The organism is Paenibacillus zanthoxyli JH29 (genome assembly GCF_000520715.1).
Lineage (GTDB): Bacteria > Bacillota > Bacilli > Paenibacillales > Paenibacillaceae > Paenibacillus_AQ > Paenibacillus_AQ zanthoxyli.
Genome location: NZ_ASSD01000526.1, coordinates 1 through 2,991, shown reverse-complemented (window position 1 = coordinate 2,991; position 2,991 = coordinate 1). Strand labels below are relative to the sequence as shown.

Annotated in this window: 2 protein-coding genes; both read left to right on the top strand. The window is 50.6% G+C overall.

Annotated features, from left to right (window positions below):
• Nucleotides 1-380: DUF5808 domain-containing protein (locus L691_RS29590; protein WP_232229237.1), on the top strand; the 380-nt coding region annotated here is incomplete at its 5' end.
• Nucleotides 381-430: 50 nt separating this feature from the next.
• The gene (locus L691_RS0120360) at nt 431-2,581 is read left to right on the top strand and encodes a serine hydrolase domain-containing protein (protein WP_198023080.1); all 2,151 of its coding nucleotides are present in this window, start codon (nt 431-433) and stop codon (nt 2,579-2,581) included.
• Nucleotides 2,582-2,991: the final 410 nt, after the last annotated feature.

Below are 2,991 nucleotides of genomic sequence, written 5' to 3'. Positions count from 1 at the left end.
CTTGGGGCATTTCGCTGCTGGGGGTTGCAAACTTAGGGTTGTTGCAAGCCGTAATGCTGTACGGCTGGAATCTCAATCTGCTCTTGCGCTACAACATCTCGTTCACAGCGTTGTTCTTCTTGACGCTGATCGGCGTCTTGCTTTACCTACGGTTCAAAGGTCTTGATCAGCAAAGGGACGTTCCGTCACAGGAGGAGAGGCACTGGAAGTGGCTCGGCAGCATTTACGCGAATCCCGAAGACCCGGCGTTGTTCGTTCCGGATAGATACGGATTCGGATGGACGATCAATATGGCTAATCCGCTCGGTAAGATCATAGCCGCTGCGATGATAGCCGTTCTGGCGACCGCCATTCTCGTAATCATTTTCAATTTTCGATAAATAAAGCAATCTTCGGAAGGAGAGTTTAAATGAAGAAAAACCGATGGATAATGGGAGCTTTGCTAGCTTGGTGTCTGGTGCTAAGCTCCTGGGACGGCAACACAGCACTGGCTGCAATGCAGAACATAGAAGCGGCACTGAATACATCCGAGGTGATCGAGTCAAGCTCTGTACCGTTAACCGTGCTAACGGCGGCAGTGGACTCGCCTTCTAACGAGGCTTTGATCACCTACGAAGTAACCAGGAAAGCTGCAAAGGAGAAGGCAGATCTCCTCACGAAAACTTACGGCACGAACAGCGTGCAGTACGCCATTATCGATCATGGCAACATCGTCGTATCCGGCCAATCCGGCAAGAATGATGAGCAGGGACAGAAGCCGCTCACGAAAGACACGCTGTACGGGATCGGCTCGACGAGTAAAATGTTTACCACGGTTGCCGTCATGCAGTTGGTCGACCAAGGGAAAATCGATCTCGATGCGCCGGTCGTCCAGTATATCCCCGAGTTTACGATGAAGGATGAACGCTACAAACAGATTACGCCGCGCATGCTGCTGAATCATTCTTCCGGTCTGAACGGATCGTCGATGACGAACGCCGTTTTATTCGAAGATAACGATACTTACGCCTACGACACACTGCTCAAGCAACTGGCCGGTCAGACCTTAAAGGCGGACCCGGGCGCTTATTCGGTTTACTGCAATGACGGATTTACGCTGGCCCAGATTCTGATCGAGCGAGTCAGCGGAATGGACTTTACCTCTTATATCCATCGATATATTACGGAACCTCTGGGTATGGCCAATACGAAGACGCCGCTTGATTCTCCGAACACAGCGAAGATGGCGGGACTCTATTATCCTACCTATACAGGACAACTTCCCAACGAGACGTTCAACTTGATCGGAATTGGAGGCATCTATTCCACAGCGGAAGATTTGGGTCGATTCTCGCAAATTTTCACGGGGGAAGCAGAAGAAGTCTTGTCCGGCAAATCGGCTGCGGCCATGGCGCAAGACGAGTACAAGACACCTTTGTGGCCTGACAATGCGGACAACTCAATCGAATACGGTCTCGGCTGGGACAGTGTCAATCTGTATCCCTTCAGCGAATACGGGATGAAGGCGCTGACCAAAGGCGGGGACACGCTTCTCTATCACACGTCGCTCGTTGTGCTTCCCGAGCAGGACATGGCGGCAGTTGTTGTTACTTCCGGCGGGAGCAGTACGATCGACCGGATGCTGGCGAACGAAATCCTGCTTCAGGCGCTGAAGGAGAAAGGGACAATTGCCGAATTCAAGCCTGAGAAGTCGTACGGCGCGCCAATAAAGGCTGATATGCCGGAATCCGTGCTGCAGTATTCGGGAATCTATAGCGCGACCAATGCAACGATAAACATCGATATTACCGAAGACGGCGTCATGTCCATCACTTCGGAGCAGTTGCCCGATAATCCGGCCCAGATCTACGAGTATTCGGCGGACGGCACGTTCCGGAGTGCGGATGGGAATACGATGATCAGCTTCGTGACGGAAGAGAACGGCCGCACCTACTTATGGATTCGTCAATACGCTTCGTTGCCGGATCTTGGGCAGATGGCTATATCAGTGTACAACGCCGAGAAGCTCCAGCCCCAAGATCTTCCGACAGAGACCAAAGAAGCATGGATTCAGCGCGACGGCAAGAAGTATTATCTGCTGAATGAGAAGTATACGTCGCTCGTTTATTTGGTGTTGCCGCCCATCCAATTGAATATGTCGAAACAATTGCCAGGGTATGCGTTAGATAAGCGAATAACAGGCCCGAATACGGCCATCTCCGAATTGCAAATTCCAGGATTGAGCGGGCGGGATCTCTCAGGTTATACGTTCTTTACACAGGACGGCGTTGAGTACCTGGATCATGGTGGAAGAATCTTAGTAAACGAAGCTGCCGTGAAGCCCATCTACATCGCTAAGAAGTCAATCGTTACGATTCCGCCCAGCGGATACGCCCGATGGTATACGATAAGCGACAAAGACGAGGGCAAGACCGTTAAGGTGAGCATGTCCTCGAACGCTTCCTTCGCTGTTTATAATGCAAAGGGAACATGCATCTACTTCAGTGTCATCGGAAGCAAGGATCAGGTCGCGCTGCCCGCGGGAGGATCCATTGTTTTCGCCGGGGATGCCGGCACGAAGTTCGAGATTTTCGCGCAGTAACGTCACAATAGGTATTTCATAACTGGCCAGCTAAAAACATCCATAAAAAGTGCCTCGATTCATTCCAATAGGTGAACATTCAACTAATATGAACGAGGCGGTCAATACCTCATTAAGAAATTCATGAAATAATTTTTTAGAGAGGAGGGAAATATCCATTTTCGAATGGGCTTAAAATCTTGGCACGAAGGCAAAGACGTTGACGGTGGTTAACAGTCTGATATTCGCGGGTTGGGTACCGCATTTCAATCCATCCGTCGCGGAGCTGCCTCGGACTAACGGCGCACGTTTGGCCTTCAATCCGTGCCTAGTGCATAGTTCAACAGGAGGGCTCTCCTTACCGGGACTTTGCTTTGCCTCCGAGCCAAAACTTTAATTCTTCCCTTTAAAACCATATTGGGTTTCTTATG